The sequence below is a fragment of the Nitratireductor soli genome, from assembly GCF_001050155.1.
Taxonomy (GTDB): Bacteria; Pseudomonadota; Alphaproteobacteria; order Rhizobiales; family Rhizobiaceae; genus Nitratireductor; species Nitratireductor soli.
In genome coordinates this window covers 84157-98134 of record NZ_LFVY01000011.1, presented here as the reverse complement: position 1 = coordinate 98134, position 13978 = coordinate 84157, and the positions used below count along the sequence as shown (strand labels likewise).

Below are 13978 nucleotides of genomic sequence, written 5' to 3'. Positions count from 1 at the left end.
CGGCAAAAGTGAAGAATTGGCTGTGGGCAGAACAATGCTGTCAGCGGTCCTCTGCCGGCCGCTTGGCGCGGCCGCGCCGCGCCATGCGCATGAACACGGGCGAGGTGCGCAGAAGGACGGCGAAACGGCGGCGCTGGCCAGCCGGCACAGCCGCCCGGACTCCCATGCGATACAGCGTGACCAGCACCAGCGCCGCATAGATGACCGACGTGTAGGAGAACAGTGCGTGCGGGCCGAAACGCTGCATCAGGAACGAGGCGATCAGCGGTCCCGCCATGGCGCCGATCGAATAGAAGAACAGCAGGCCCGCCGCCACCTGGACGAACTCGTCCTTCGTCGCATGGTCGTTGGCGTGCGCCGCCGACAGCGAATAGAGCGACATGGCGAAGGCGCCGAACAGGAAGACGAGCAGGAGATTGGCGTTGCGGTCGTCGCCGGCGAACCAGCTGAGAGCAAGCGCCGAGACCATCGCGCCGATGGTGGTGACGAGCAGCACCTGCCGCCGGTCTCGCCGGTCGGACAGCGCGCCCAGCGGATATTGCATCACCGCACCGCCGATGATGCCGGCGCTCATGAACGTGGCGATCTCCGAGACCGACAGGCCGATCGCCTGGCCGTAGATCGGCCCGACCATGCGGAAGGCGCTGTTGGTCAGCCCGACGGCGATGCAGCCGATCGAGGCGAGCGGCGAGATGCGCCAGACTCCCTTGAGATCGAGGCGGAACTCGGCCGGCGGCTGGGGATTCGACCGGTCGGCCATCGACACGGGCACCAGCGACAGGGTGATCATCATCGCCATGACGGCAAAGGTGACGAAGCCCTCGATGCCGAGGCCGGGGATCATGTATTGGGAACCGGTCACCGCGACGATGTCGATGATCCGGTAGACGGCCAGCACGCGCGCCCGATTGGCGTTGGCGGCTGCCGAATTGAGCCAGCTCTCGATGGTCGTGAACAGGCTGGAAAAGCAAATTCCCGACAAGAACCGTATGGCGATCCAGGCAATGGGATCGACGAACAGCACCAGGAGCAGCGCGCCCGCGGCGCCCAGCGCCGCCAGCGCGGCGAAGGCGCGGATATGGCCGACGGCGCGCAGCAGGCGGGGAATATAGAGGCAGCCGATCAGGAAGCCGGCAAAATAGGCGCTGCCCATCAGGCCGATCGTGGTCGGCGAAAAGCCTTCCGCAGCACCCCGCAGGGCGATCAGCGTGCCTTGCAGGCCATTGCCGGCAAGCAGGATGCCGGCGGCAATGAGAAGCGGAATGAGCGGGCGAAGATTGGACATGAAAAGGCGGCCCGGCGGGTGCGGCGCGTACATCGCACCGCTTGCATCCCACCTATAGGATGCCCTGGATCAATTCGCTTGGGCCAATTGGCCGCGCCAATGGTCCCAGGCGCGTGCCGGCTCAGTCCTCCGCTTCGGCCAGCATGCCGTCCACCAAATGGACGCGCCGGTCCATGCGCGCCGCCATGTCGAGGTCGTGCGTGACGGCGACGACGGTCTTGCCGCGTTCACGGACAAGCGACCGCAGGATTTCGAAGACCTGCTCGGAACTTTGCGAATCCAGGCTGCCGGTCGGTTCGTCGGCGAGCACCAGCGGCGGATCGTTGGCGAGCGCCCGAGCCACCGCCACACGCTGGCGCTGGCCGCCCGACAATTGGTCGGGTCGCTTGTTGCGATGGTCGGCGAGGCCCAGCGCATCGAGCAATTCCTCTGCGCGCCCGCGCATCTCGCGCGGCGCAAGCCTGCCCATCTTGCGCATCGGGATTTCGACATTCTGGCGGGCCGAGAATTCCGGCAGCAGGAAGTGGAACTGGAACACGAAGCCGATCATCGACAGCCGCGTGCGGGCGCGTTCCGCCTCGCTCATCGGCCCGGTATCGCGCCCCTCGACGAGGATCGTGCCGTTGGTCGGCCGGTCGAGCAGGCCGAGCAGGTAGAGCAGGGACGATTTCCCCGATCCGGACGGGCCGGTGATCGCCACGAAACTGTTCGGGTCGATCTCCAGCGAGATGTCCTTCACCAGCGTCACCGGCACGGTTTCGGGCAAGACCCGCGTCAGGCCGCGCGCCGCAATCAGCGCCGTCATGTCGCGCCCCTTATGATGTCGACCGGGTTCAGCCGCGCCGCCTTGCGCGCCGGCAGATAGCCTGCCACCGCCGCCGACCCGAGCGCGAAAAGCGAGGCAATGGCGTAGTGCGCCGCGCTCCAGGCGATTGGCAATTCGGTGATCTCCTGGCCGCCGGCATCGAGTTCGAACTTGATGGAGGCCAGCCCATAGGTCAGCACAAAGCCAAGCGCCCAGCCGGCCAGTGAGCCGGCCGCACCGATGGCCATCCCCTCGATGACGAACATGCTCTGCATGTCGCCACGGCTGAAGCCGAGCGATTTCATGATGGCGATATCGCGCGCCTTCTCGTGGGTGATCGTCGAGACGATGTTGAAGATGCCGAAACCGGCGACCAGCAGGATCGCCGCCACCACCGCATACATGATGACGTTGCGCACGACGAAGGCCTGCATGATCGCTTCATTGGCTTCCTGCCACGACACGGCCTTGTAGCCGAGTTGCGTCTCGATGCGCCGGGCGGCATCGCGTGCGGCATAGGGATTGTCGAGCTTGATGCGGATGTCGTTGATGGCGTTCGGCCGCTCCGAAAGAATCTGCGCATTCTTCAGGAGCATGTAGGCTTCGCCCTCGTCGCGCGCCGTCGTGCCGGTATGGAACAGGCCGGTGATGCGGAAATTGCGCGTCAGCCCCGAAGAGGAGATCGTCGTCACCGTGTCGCCGAGCCTGGCGCCGAGCTTCTCGGCCATCCGGTCGCCCACCACCACATTGTTGCCGCCCTCGGACAGGGTCGAAAAACTGCCTTGCGTGAAATCTTCGACAATGGGTGAGATGGCGCGCTCCGTCTCCGGCTCGATACCGATGATGGAGGCGCCGGCCTCACGCCCCTGGTAGCGCACGACGCCTTGAGACTTCAGGCTTTGCGAAAAGCGTCCCGTGACCCAGGCGTCGAGCCAGGCGGTGGCCGCCGTCGGATTGATGATGCCACGCCGGTCGTCGGGCGGCCTGAGACCGGAAATCTCCGCGGCGTCGAAAGCCTCCTCGGCCGGCTGCCGCCGTGCGCCGCGCTGCTCGTCGGTGACCTGCACATGCGGCATGGTGTCGATCAGCTGTTTGACGAAATCATCCTGCCCGCCCTGCATCAGGGCCGCCATGGCGATGGAGAAGCCGACGCCGACCGCCACGCCGATGATGGCGACCAGTGTCTGGCGCCCGCGCCCGGCGATATGCGTCAGCGCGATGTCGAGGATCAGCCGCATTTCAGTCGGCCTTCACCGTGACGGGGGCGCCATCCTCGATCTCCTCGGGATAGGGCGACAAGAGGCGTGCATCCTCGGCCAGTCCCGACAGGATTTCGACGCGGCTGGTGCCGCGAATGCCGGTCTCGACCGCCTTGATCCTGGCCCGGTCTTCCTCGACGACGAACAGTTTGCCATCCTTCAGCGCCAGAGCAGGGACGAGCTGCGCGTTTTGCGAAACGCGGATGACGATGTTGGCGTCGACCGACATGCCGATCAGGAGCGGCGTGTCTTCCGGCAGCGCCAGCCGCACGCGATAGGTGCGCGTCACGGGGTCGCCCTTTGGCGTGATGCTGTCGACCTTTGCCTCCAGCATTCGACCGGCAAACGCATCCGAACGCAGAAGAACACGCTGTCCCGGCGAGACCCGCGGAATGTCCTCCTCGTTCACTTCGGCGATGACGAGGCGCGGCGTCGGCCGGCCGACCCAGAACAGCACGGCGCCTGGCTCGGCGACTTCGCCCACTTCGGCATCCTGCCGCAGGACCATGCCGTCATCGGGCGCGCGCAGCACGTAATTGTCCAGCCGCGCCGTCTGCCCGGCGATCAGCGCCTCGACCTGGTTGACCTCACTGTTCGCCCGCTCGAGTGCCGTCAGATTGCTGACGTTGCGCGCCACCAGCACCTTCAGCCGGTCGCGCTCATCGATGGCCAGTGTCTGCCGGGCTTTCAATTCGCTCAGCGTTGCTTCGGCCTCGCTGGCGTCAAGCCGGGCAAGCATGTCGTCCCTGGCAATGCGTGCGCCCTCGCAATTGCAGACCTCGATGATGCGCGCGCGCACCAGGGCTGTCACCTTGGCCCAGTTCCTTGGCTCCACGGTGCCCGAGGCGAAAACGATCTCCGCCGCCTCGCCGCGCGTCGGCGAGACGGTCTCCACCGTGACCGGTCGCCCCACATGCCAGTAGCCCGCGGCCGCCGCCGCGGCTGCCGCGGCGGCGAGAACAAGAATGCGCATCGGTTTCACGTCGTGCTCTCCTGCGTGCCGCGAAAATTAAATACGATGCAGTATTGTATATAAATTACGTGAAGCTACAATCACCTTTCTCGATCGACAACCAAGACCGAAGGAGCGCCCCCTGGGCACCAGGCAGAATGAAACCGGCAAGGCGCGTGGCGGGCGTGGGCCAGGCCGGCCGCGCGATCCGCAGACCGATGCGGCAATCCTCGATGCGGCGCTGAAACTGTTTGTCGCCCATGGGCTCGAGGGCGCCAGTTTCGAGCGCGTCGCCAAAGCCGCAGGCGTGACCCGCGCCACCATCTACCGCCGCTGGACCGCCCGCGAAACACTGCTTGCCGATGCGCTGGGACGCCTGAAGGAGAGTGCCGAGCAGGATTTCGGCCCCTGGCAGGAAATGCCTCTCGAGACGCTGGTCGGCATGATGGTCGATCACGGGCCGAAGGCGTGGGTCGATCTCGACGCCAAGCGGCTCCTGGCGCGCATCATCGGTTCCGTGCCTGACGCGCCGGACCTGATGGGCGTTTACTGGGAGGTCTATCTGGAGCCGCGCCGCCACGCCTTCAACATCATCCTCGAGCGCGCCGCCAAGGAGGGCGCCTTGCCGCCGGAAACGGATGCGGACGTGTTTCAGGACATGCTCGGCGGCGCGATGATCTACGAATTGCTGATGAAGCCGGGCGAGAAAGGCGAAGACGCGCTGCGCGCCTATTTCATCCGCCTGCTGCGCCAGCTTGGGCTGGGGGACGTGTACGAACGGTATGAAGGGGCACGAGAATGAAGCGGGCGCAACGATCCGCATGCCGAAAACCTGAAGCCTGGCCGGCTGCAGCGGACCGGCTGTCAGATGTCTGCCAATTTTCCGGCGCCCGAATTGCCACCATGCCCGCTGCGCACGACCACGGCGACAATGGTCTCGAACAATTCGTGCTTTGCCTGCGAGGCGGTGATCTCGCCCGTTGCCGCGGCGTAGGAGAGCGCCTCCGCCGCGCCAAGCACGGCCCAAAGCCCGGCCGAGCCGATCGCGCCGATTTCCGTGAATGGGGAGAGGGCGGCCCGGCATTTTTCAATGAATGCGACGTGATAGGCGCGCTTGATGGTCTCAAGCTCGCGAGAGCCGGCCAGCGCGGCGATGACGCCGGGAATTTCACGACCCTGAAGCAGAACACAGTCGACATAGGATGAGGCGATCACATTGGCTCTGCCGGCCAGGGATTGCCCGCCCGCCGCCAGCGCCGCGTCCATCAGCGCCGTCTGGCGGCTGTCGTAATCCTGGTACAGCGCTGCAAGGAGGCCCGCCCGCGTACCGAAATGATCGTAGACCACCGGCTTGGTGACGCCGGCCTGTTCGGCCAGGTGGCCGAGCGTCAAGGCCTCCGTTCCGTCCTGCCGAACGATGCGCCACCCGACGTCGAGAAGCTGCTGAAGCCGCTCCTGCCTGGACAGGCGGCGGCGGGTCGGCGGAGGGGCGGCGGATTCGGTTCGCAGAGTGTTTGACATTCTTATATACCAATAGTAACTTACTAAAATTATATAACAGATATCGTCCTCCTGCAATGCAACGAACCGACTGGAGCTTTTCGCAATGCACGCATTGATCGTCGTCGCGCATCCCAACCCTCACTCGCTTACCCACGCCATAGCGGCCGGCGTCGCCGAGGGTGTGTCCCTGTCGGGGCCTTCCGGTTCCTCTGAGATCGCCGACCTCACCAGGGAAGGTTTCGATCCGAGATTTGCGGCAGGGGACATCGACGTCCATCTCAAACGGGCGGAGGTTTCGGCGGAGATCGCCGCCGAGCAGGCAAGGATAGACCGGGCCGATGCGCTGGTTCTGGTCTATCCCGTCTACTGGTGGTCGATGCCCGGCCTGCTCAAGGGCTGGATCGATCGTGTTTTCGCCAATGGCTGGGCCTATGACGAAGGTTCCGACGGCAAGCTGGTCAAACGGCTCGGCCGCCTGCCGGTGCATCTCCTGGCCCTCGGCGGCGCCGGTATGCGCACCTATGCGCGGCACGGTTATTTCGGTGCCATGAAAATGCAGATCGACCACGGAATATTCAACTATTGCGGTGCCCGCGTCATGACCTCGGAGCTCATGCTCGGATCGCGACAGCAGGACATCGAGGCGCATCTGGACCTGGCGCGCCATATCGGCCGCGGAGTTTTCGCGCCGACCGAGAAATACATGGTGGAAGACGCGGCGTGAGCTGGTCGCCGAAGTGCATTTTGTTCCCGGCTCATTGCCGGTGTTTCGACGCTATGGCAACAATGCCGTGAGATTGATAGCGATTGCCTCTTGCGCGGAGTGGTCCCAGCCATGGCGAAATCGGAATTCTTCTGGCGGCGGACGGACCTCCACGGTCTGGAGCGGCTCGAACTGTCGGTCGGCATCGGCGGCATAGAGGCCAGCGCAACCACTGTCTGCCTCGAGGCGGGCGGTTTTCGGCTGGACCATCGCTGGCGACTGGATACCGAATGGCGGGTACAATCCGCCGTGGTCGAGCGCTGGAACGCCAACGGCCACGGCATCCTGCGCCTGGAGCGCAGCGCGAGCGGATGGCGCGTCGATGGCGAGGCTCGGGCCGATCTCGACGGGGCCGAGGAGCCGGACCTTTCGGTGACGCCGTTCTGCAACACGCCGCCGATCCGCCGCCTGCCGCAAACAGTGGGCGCGCGCTACACGCTCGACACGGCCTTCATCGACGGGCCGGCGCTGACCGTCGCGCGCTCGCGCCAGCAATATGTCCGCCAGGGTCCGCGTCATGTGCGATACGTGGATCTGGGCCTGTCCAGCGGCTTCGAGGCCGATCTGGTGGTGGATGCCGATGGGATGGTGATCAGCTACGAGCATCTGTTCGAGCGGGTCACGCCATCGTCCTAGGGATCGTCCGGCACCTTGACAAAGGCGGCCTCGCATGCGCTTTTCCCGCCGATCTTGGAGCCAGCTTTCGCCGGCTCTTTCAGGCATTCCAGACACGGACGATATGACCATGCACCGCTACCGCAGCCATTCCTGCGCCGAACTCAGAAAATCCGATGTGGGCGCCAATGTCCGCCTGTCCGGCTGGGTGCATCGCGTGCGCGATCATGGCGGGCTGCTGTTCATCGACCTGCGCGATCACTACGGCCTGACGCAGATCGTCGCCGATCCCGATTCCCCGTCCTTCAAGACGGCGGAAACCGTGCGCGGCGAATGGGTCATCCGTGTCGACGGCGCGGTCAAGGCGCGCACGGCCGAGACGATCAACGCCAATCTGCCGACCGGCGAGGTGGAGATTTTCGCCCGCGAGATCGAGGTGCTTTCGGCGGCCAGGGAACTGCCGCTGCCGGTCTTCGGCGAGCCGGACTACCCCGAGGACATCCGCCTCAGATACCGCTTCCTCGACCTGCGCCGCGAGACGCTGCACAAGAACATCGTCGCCCGCACGAAGATCATCGCCGACATGCGCGCCCGTATGGGCGAGGCGGGTTTCACCGAATATTCGACGCCGATCCTGACGGCCTCCTCACCGGAAGGCGCGCGCGACTTCCTCGTGCCGTCGCGCCTGCATGAGGGCAAGTTCTACGCGCTGCCGCAGGCGCCGCAGATCTACAAGCAGCTGATCATGGTGTCGGGCTTCGACCGCTATTTCCAGATCGCGCCCTGCTTCCGCGACGAGGACCCGCGCGCCGACCGGCTGCCGGGCGAGTTCTACCAGCTCGATCTCGAAATGAGCTTCGTCGAGCAGGAGGACGTGTTCCAGACCGTCGAGCCGATCATGCGCGGCGTGTTCGAGAAATTCGCCGGCGGCAAGCCGGTGACGGAAGTCTTCCCGCGCATTCCCTATGACGAGGCGATGCGCAAATACGGCACCGACAAGCCGGACCTGCGCAACCCGATCGTCATGGAAGACGTCTCGACGCATTTCCGCGATTCCGGCTTCAAGGTGTTCGCCAACATCCTGGCGGGCGACCCGAAGGCCGAGATCTGGGCCATTCCGGCCAAAACCGGCGGCTCCAGAGCCTTTTGCGACCGCATGAATTCCTGGGCGCAGGGCGAGGGTCAGCCGGGGCTGGGCTACATCTTCTGGCGCAAGGAGGGCATTGAAGGTGCCGAACTGCGCCCTGATGGCAGCGGCTTTCCGGAAGACGAAAGCGGCTGGGAGATTGTAGGCGCAGGACCCTTGGCGAAGAACATCGGGCCCGAGCGGACGGACGCCGTCCGCACGCAGCTCGGCCTGGAAGACGGCGACGCCTGTTTCTTCGTCGCCGGCGACCCGAAGAAGTTCGCAGCCTTCGCCGGCGCTGCGCGCACGCGCGCCGGCGAGGAGCTGAACCTGGTCGACCGCGACCGCTTCGAACTCGCCTGGATCGTCGACTTCCCCTTCTACGAGTGGAACGAGGACGAGAAGAAGATCGATTTCGGCCACAACCCCTTCACCATGCCGCAGGGCGGGCTGGAGGCGCTGGAGGGCCAGGATCCGCTCTCTATCAAGGCCTATCAGTATGATCTGGTCTGCAACGGTTTCGAGATTTCCTCGGGCGGCATCCGCAACCATCTGCCCGACGTCATGGTCAAGGCGTTCGAGAAGGTCGGCTTCGACAAGAACGAGGTCGAGGAGCGTTTCGGCGGCCTTTACCGGGCGTTCCAGTATGGCGCGCCGCCGCATGGCGGCATGGCGGCCGGCATCGACCGCGTCGTCATGCTCCTGGTCGGCGCCAAGAACCTGCGCGAGATCACCATGTTCCCGATGAACCAACAGGCGCAGGACCTGCTCATGGGCGCGCCCTCCGAGGCGACGCCGGCGCAGTTGCGCGACCTGCATATCCGGTTGGCGCCGGTGAAGAAGGATTGAGTTGAGCGAATAGGGGGTAGCGAATAGCGAACAGGGCAGCCGCGCTTGACATCGCTGCGCCTCTTCGGCGCGCTACTCGCTACTCGCTACTCGCTACTCGCTACTCGCTACTCGCTACTCACTGATTGGCCACCACTTCCAGCCCCACCTGCTTGGCCAGCGCCTCGGGCGAACCCATGGCGGAGCCCATCAGCACGGCAAACGGCATCGGCTCGGCCGGCGCCAGGCGAATTTCCAGGCTCTTGGGATCGTCCATATAGGCGGCAAGCGCCTTCGACAGGCTCTGCGTCAGTTCCGGCCCGAGATATTGCCCGGCCAACAGCGGCACGATGGCCTTGGCCTGGTTGGCCACGTCGGCGGGCTCGATGCCCTGCTGCGCGGCGACATAGGACAGGATTTTCTGCGTCAGCGAGGCGTCGGAAAAGCGGATCGACGCGCCGTGCAGATTGAGCTGCTGCATCAGGCCGAGCATCGCCAGGCCCTGCGCCTGCTGCTGGTCCTGCGAGGCGTTTTCCATCTTCTTCTGAATCTCCTGCAGCGCCTTGATGAAATCCGGCGTGTAGCCGCTGATGTCGGCCTTGATGCCCAGCGTGCCGGCATCGTCGACCGTAGCATCATAGCGTGTCAGCGTCATGCGGCCGTCCTCGGGACGCCAATTGCCTTCCATGTCGACGCGGCCGGAGAGCTGTTCGTAACCGTATTCCTTCAGCGCCGCTCCGGCGCCCGGACCTTCGGCGAGCGCGCGCGCATCGACCCAGAACTTGTCGGCGGACGCGGTGAATTCGAGAAGCCCCTGGCTTTCGTTCATCGTCGTCTCGGCGGCCAGCCCGTCAAGGGTGAAGACCGGCTCGGGCGCGCCCTTGCCGACCTTCAGGCTGGCCAGCGAGAGATGGCGGTATTGCATCATCCCGCCATAGGGATTGTCCGTGCCTTCCTTCGGCAGGACCAGTCCGTCCACGGTCAGGCCGCTGACCGTTACGTCGATGCCGTCCTGCGCATGATTGAAATCGTCAAGGGCGACCCGGCCGACCTCGTAGCCGAGATCGCTTTCGCTGACGTCCTGCAGCACGAATTCACCGAGATCGATGGTCTTCTCGATGCTCGACAGGCCCAGATTGAACCTTTCGAGAACGACCGAATTGCCGTCCTGGCGCACGCCGCTCCAATTGGCCTCGATCCCTTGCTCGCCAAGCAGCGTCTTGTAGCGGGCAGCGACGGCGTCGGCCTCCCATGCCCAGGCGGATTGCAGGGCGGTCGCCGACAGCAAGGCCGCCAGGGAAAGTGACTTCAGCTTGAAGGCGTGGCTGAGCATGGGATCGTTCCTTGAAATAACGTAGGACTACAGTAAATCGCCGGCCTTCTGGCCGAAAATTGCGTTGCGAAGATGACGGCTGGCCGATCCTGTGTCAATTTCCGGTGAAGATGGATAACCGATTTGGGATGGGGCGCCGTGCTTCCACGTTTTTTGTCGACAGGAATGCGATCGCGGGTTTCGCGGGCGCGTGACGGCCGCTTCGCGTGGCGTTTGGCGCTGCTCGTTCTGGCCATGGCATTCTCGGCTGGCCTGGCCCGGGCCGCCGAGCTGCATGAGGGAATCCCGTATCGCTCGGGCCTGAAGCTGGACATCCACGCGCCACAGAACGGGGACACGGCGCGCGCCGGTGGGCGCTCCGTTCAGGCCGGCGTCGTGCGCATGAACCTGTTTTCCTTTGCCGGTGCAGGCCGCGCGCCCGTCGTCATCTACGCCCATGGCGGCGGTTGGGTGAAGGGATCGCGCAAGAAGATCTATTCGATGTCGCAATGGCTGACGTCGCTCGGATATGTGCTGGTCGCCATCGACTACCGCAAGGTGCCGGCCACGACCATTGATGGCCAGGTGAACGATCTGGCCGCCGCCATTTCCTGGGTTCGTTCCAACATCGCCCGCTATGGCGGCGACCCGTCGCGCATCGTCCTGATGGGCCATTCGGCCGGCGCCCATCTGGTCGCCATGGCGGCGGCCCGCAACGTCGCAGGTTCCGTGCGCGGCATCATACCCAACGATGTCCAGGCCTATGACATGGTGGCCTATGCCGGCATGCGCGGTTCGCTCGGCTATCCCTATATCAACGCCTTCGGCTCCGATCCGCGCGATTGGGTTCGCTGGTCGCCGGTCACCTATGCAAGGCAGCGTTCCGGCTTTCCGCCGCATCTGTTCCTGCATTCGGGGTCGGATGGCGCGCGGCGCAAGGCGTTGACCAATGGCTATGCCAACCTTCTGCGCTCGCGCGGCGCGCGCGTCGCCGTGTTCGACGGCGGGCGCTACACGCACGGTTCGATCGCCCGCAAGCTCGGCCAGCAAGGCGATCCGGCGACGATGGCCGTCGAGCGCTTCCTGGCGCAGGTGATGCGGTGAGGGGGCGAATAGGGAATAGCGGATAGGGAGTAGGGCAAAAAAAGCATTGGGGTTTCTCCCGTCCGAGCATGACTCTACTCGCTACTCGCTATTCCCTTCCACCATTCACCACTGCCACTTGCCGCGAATCACCCGCTGGTCTAACCGGAACCCATGGGAAAAGACCTTACACCGCCCGGCAGCGACGGCGGCGATGCCGTCGAGCCGGTCGACCTGAAGAAGGCGCTTGAAGAGCGCTACCTGGCCTATGCGCTGTCGACCATCATGCACCGGGCTCTGCCCGACGTGCGCGATGGTCTGAAGCCCGTACATCGGCGCATCGTCCACACCATGCGCCTGCTGCGGCTCAGCCCCGACCAGGGGTTCGCCAAATGCGCCCGCATCGTCGGCGACGTGATGGGCAAGTTCCACCCGCATGGCGACCAGTCGATCTACGACGCGCTGGTGCGCCTGGCGCAGTCCTTCTCGATGCGCTACCCGCTGGTCGACGGCCAGGGCAATTTCGGCAACATCGACGGCGATAACGCCGCCGCCATGCGCTACACCGAAGCGCGCATGACCGAGGTGGCGGCCGAACTGCTCACCGGCATCACCGAGGACGCGGTCGATTTCCGCCCGACCTACAATGAGGAGGACGAGGAGCCGATCGTCCTGCCGGGCGCCTTTCCGAATCTGCTCTGCAACGGTTCTTCCGGCATCGCCGTCGGCATGGCCACCTCCATCCCGCCGCACAATGCGGCGGAGGTCTGCGACGCCGCGCTCGCCATCATCGACGATCCCGAGGTTGATCCCGAGCGTCTGCTCGACTTCGTCAAGGGCCCGGATTTCCCCACCGGCGGCATCATCGTCGAGGACCAGGCATCGATCCGCGAGGCTTACGCGACGGGCCGGGGCGGGTTCCGCGTCCGCGCGCGCTGGGAGAAGGAAGACCAGGGCAGGGGCACCTGGAATGTCGTCGTCACCGAGATCCCTTATGGCGTGCAGAAATCGCGGTTGATCGAGAAGATCGCCGAACTGATCATCGCCCGCCGCCTGCCGCTGCTCGAAGACGTCCGCGACGAGAGCGCCGAAGACATTCGCGTCGTTCTGGTGCCGAGGAGCCGCCTCGTCGAGCCGGAACTGCTGATGGAATCGGTCTTCAAGCTGACCGATCTGGAAAACCGCTTTCCACTCAACATGAACGTGCTGTCGCGCGGCAAGGTGCCGGGCGTCCTGTCGCTGAAGCAGGTGCTGCGCGAATGGCTGGACCATCGCCGCGACGTGCTTCTGCGCCGCTCGCGCCATCGCCTGGCGGAAATTGAGAAGCGGCTGGAGATTCTGTCCGGCTATCTCATCGCCTATCTCAACATCGATGAGGTGATCCGCATCATCCGCGAGGAGGATGAGCCGAAGAAGGTGATGATCGCCCGCTTCGAATTGACCGACAACCAGGCCGAGGCGATCCTTAACATGCGCCTGAGGGCGTTGCGCAAGCTCGAGGAATTCGAGATCCGCAAGGAATTCGACAAACTGTCGGAGGAAAAGACCGGCATCGAGGCGCTGCTCGGCTCCACCTCGCGCCAGTGGAAGACAGTGCGCTGGGAAGTGGCGAAGGTGCGCCAGACTTTCGATCCGGAGAAGAACCCGGCGCTCGGACGCCGCCGCACCACCTTCGCCGATGCGCCCGAGCATGATCTGGAAGACGTCCACGAGGCACTGATCGAGCGCGAGCCGATCACCGTCGTCCTGTCGGAAAAAGGCTGGCTGCGCGCCATGAAGGGCCATCTGGCGGACCATTCGACGCTGACCTTCAAGGAAGGCGACAGCCTCAAATTGGCCTTCCACGCCCAGACCACCGACAAGATCCTGCTGTTCACCACGGGCGGCAAGTTCTACACGCTCGGCGCCGACCGGCTGCCCGGCGGGCGCGGCCATGGCGAGCCGGTACGCATCATGGTCGACATGGAAAACGACCAGGCGATCGTCACCGCCTTCGCCCATGATCCCGAGCGCCGCCTGCTGGTCGCCTCGCACATCGGCAACGGCTTCGTCGTTGCCGAGAAGGAGATCATCGCCAACACCCGCAAGGGCAAGCAGGTGATGAACGTCAAGGCGCCGGACGAGGCGAAATACTGCATTCCCGTCTCGGGCGACCATATGGCGATCGTCGGCCAGAACCGCAAGCTGCTGGTCTTCGCCCTGTCGGAAATTCCCGAGATGACGCGCGGCAAGGGCGTGCGCCTGCAGCGCTACAAGGATGGCGGCGTGTCGGACCTCAAGACCTTCGCCATGGAGGCAGGCCTGTCCTGGCAGGATTCGGCCGACCGCACCTTCGTCAAGACGCGTGACGAACTGCTGGAGTGGATGGGCAACCGCGCCGCCGCCGGCCGCATGGTGCCGAAGGGTTTTCCACGCACGGGGAAGTTCACGTGAACTTCCCCGCAATT

General features: G+C 64.7%; 12 protein-coding genes. 6 read left to right on the top strand and 6 right to left on the bottom strand.

The genetic code is table 11. The features are described 5' to 3' along the window. Positions 1-40 precede the first annotated feature (40 nt). The 4 genes from AB843_RS14985 to AB843_RS14970 all read right to left on the bottom strand — a co-directional run bounded on the left by AB843_RS14985 (position 41) and on the right by AB843_RS14970 (position 4322). Positions 41-1285, bottom strand: coding sequence for an MFS transporter (locus AB843_RS14985; protein WP_048647794.1), 1245 nt, complete (start codon positions 1283-1285; stop codon positions 41-43). Positions 1286-1406: 121 nt separating this feature from the next. Continuing rightward, the gene (locus AB843_RS14980) at positions 1407-2090 is read right to left on the bottom strand and encodes an ABC transporter ATP-binding protein (protein WP_048647677.1); all 684 of its coding nucleotides are present in this window, start codon (positions 2088-2090) and stop codon (positions 1407-1409) included. Beyond that, positions 2087-3328: an ABC transporter permease gene (locus AB843_RS14975; protein ID WP_048647676.1), complete on the bottom strand. Its 1242-nt coding sequence runs from the start codon at positions 3326-3328 to the stop codon at positions 2087-2089. Before AB843_RS14975 ends, AB843_RS14980 begins: the two co-directional genes overlap by 4 nt. Position 3329: 1 nt before the next feature. Then, positions 3330-4322: an efflux RND transporter periplasmic adaptor subunit gene (locus AB843_RS14970; protein ID WP_048647675.1), complete on the bottom strand. Its 993-nt coding sequence runs from the start codon at positions 4320-4322 to the stop codon at positions 3330-3332. Between the two features lie 40 nt (positions 4323-4362). Between AB843_RS14970 and AB843_RS14965 the strand changes: the two genes are divergently transcribed. Then, positions 4363-5103 (top strand): TetR/AcrR family transcriptional regulator, encoded by a 741-nt coding sequence (locus tag AB843_RS14965; protein WP_342021956.1) that lies wholly within the window; start codon positions 4363-4365, stop codon positions 5101-5103. 62 nt (positions 5104-5165) lie between these two features. Here the strand turns inward: AB843_RS14965 and AB843_RS14960 are convergent, their stop codons facing one another. After that, complete coding sequence (locus AB843_RS14960; RefSeq protein ID WP_048647673.1) at positions 5166-5822, bottom strand: TetR/AcrR family transcriptional regulator; 657 nt, start codon at positions 5820-5822, stop codon at positions 5166-5168. Positions 5823-5907: 85 nt separating this feature from the next. Here AB843_RS14960 and AB843_RS14955 point away from each other — a divergent pair, with 85 nt between their 5' ends. The 3 genes from AB843_RS14955 to aspS all read left to right on the top strand — a co-directional run bounded on the left by AB843_RS14955 (position 5908) and on the right by aspS (position 9157). Further along, positions 5908-6528 carry an NAD(P)H-dependent oxidoreductase gene (locus tag AB843_RS14955; protein ID WP_048647672.1) on the top strand — a complete coding sequence of 207 codons (621 nt, stop codon included), beginning with the start codon at positions 5908-5910 and terminating at the stop codon, positions 6526-6528. A 111-nt stretch (positions 6529-6639) separates the two neighbouring features. After that, entirely contained in the window at positions 6640-7203 is a 564-nt protein-coding gene (locus AB843_RS14950; RefSeq protein WP_048647671.1) for a putative glycolipid-binding domain-containing protein, read from the top strand. Positions 7204-7312: 109 nt separating this feature from the next. Then, on the top strand, positions 7313-9157 hold the full coding sequence (gene aspS / locus AB843_RS14945; RefSeq protein ID WP_048647793.1) for an aspartate--tRNA ligase: 1845 nt from the start codon (positions 7313-7315) through the stop codon (positions 9155-9157). Between the two features lie 118 nt (positions 9158-9275). Here aspS and AB843_RS14940 read toward each other — a convergent pair whose 3' ends face one another. Further along, positions 9276-10469, bottom strand: a complete 1194-nt coding sequence (locus AB843_RS14940; RefSeq protein ID WP_048647670.1) for a hypothetical protein — start codon at positions 10467-10469, stop codon at positions 9276-9278. 165 nt (positions 10470-10634) lie between these two features. Between AB843_RS14940 and AB843_RS14935 the strand changes: the two genes are divergently transcribed. Beyond that, positions 10635-11552 carry an alpha/beta hydrolase gene (locus AB843_RS14935; protein WP_048647669.1) on the top strand — a complete coding sequence of 306 codons (918 nt, stop codon included), beginning with the start codon at positions 10635-10637 and terminating at the stop codon, positions 11550-11552. A gap of 153 nt (positions 11553-11705) precedes the next feature. Next, a complete protein-coding gene (gene parC, locus AB843_RS14930) occupies positions 11706-13964 on the top strand; it encodes a DNA topoisomerase IV subunit A (RefSeq protein WP_048647668.1) in 2259 nt (752 codons plus the stop codon). The last annotated feature ends 14 nt before the right edge of the window (positions 13965-13978 follow it).